The sequence below is a fragment of the Massilia sp. CCM 8734 genome, assembly GCF_011682155.1.
Classification (GTDB): Bacteria; Pseudomonadota; Gammaproteobacteria; order Burkholderiales; family Burkholderiaceae_D; genus Telluria_A; species Telluria_A rubra.
The window spans coordinates 1-948 of sequence record NZ_WHJI01000151.1; the positions used below are offsets into that span (position 1 = coordinate 1).

At 49.9% G+C, this 948-nt stretch carries 1 protein-coding gene; it reads right to left on the reverse strand.

Annotation, left to right across the window (positions count from 1 at the left end):
- Positions 1-123 precede the first annotated feature (123 nt).
- Positions 124-720, reverse strand: a complete 597-nt coding sequence (locus tag F2P46_RS35955; protein WP_166899299.1) for a DNA methyltransferase — start codon at positions 718-720, stop codon at positions 124-126.
- Positions 721-948 lie beyond the last annotated feature (228 nt).

Here is a 948-nt window from a genome sequence, read left to right on the forward strand (position 1 = left end):
TCTTTTTCGGGATGCGAGAGAGTCGAGAGGTCGGGAAGAGGGGCAAGTTTTACCATGACCGGCATCATGCCCGGATATCGGAATGTTTACAATTGCGCGTTTACAACGGTCAGGGCTAAACAGTTACAATGGAAGTAATATTGAAACTGGTTTTTGTGTGGGATGCAACTTATTGCCGGTATATGCCCCCCAATCAATCACGTCGCCAATTACATTTTCTGGCTCAGCTGGTTGCCCCTTGGCCAGTAAATAGGCGGACTCGTGCTGATATCGCAACATACGGATTGTTGATGTATAGCGTTTCGGAAATGTAATGTGTCCAACTATGCGAAATCCTGCCGCTTTCCAAGCTGCAAAGAATCGGTCAGTCTGGCTCCAACCGTAAAAACTAACGCAAAAACTGTTGTCGGCAAGAACGCGATAAATCTGTTTAAATGCAGGTAAGAGCCACCGGTCGTTATCGTCGTTGGCGACATTCCGGCCGCTTCTGTCACGGTAGCCCGCTATATAGGGCGGGTCTGTCAATACAAAATTGAAGGACTTTTCTGTAAAATTGGCAAGTATTTCGATGCAGTCGCCTTGCAATACTTTGTAACCACGATTTTCTTGAGGACTTGACTTGTCCGCATTGGTTTCTCCGAAACTGACCGGCGAAGTTCCGATAATAGGTTGCTGGGTGAACGTCGGTACAATACTAAAACTATTGGCATACGAGTACATATACGCTCCTAAATTGAGGGTTGGATTTACGCTGAACGTCTGCTCACGGTCAACACAATGAGGGGAAAATTTCCTCTCGCTCGAACTCTCTCGCTCCCGCTTGGGCGGGCGGGGGGTGGGAAAGCCCTGCCCTCACGGGCAGGGTTGGGATGGGTGGGGTCCAAGGCAGCGAGGTAACGGGCCGCTGTATCTAGCCCGTTCCGTCGTTTATCCCCAAGCAAGCCCCCC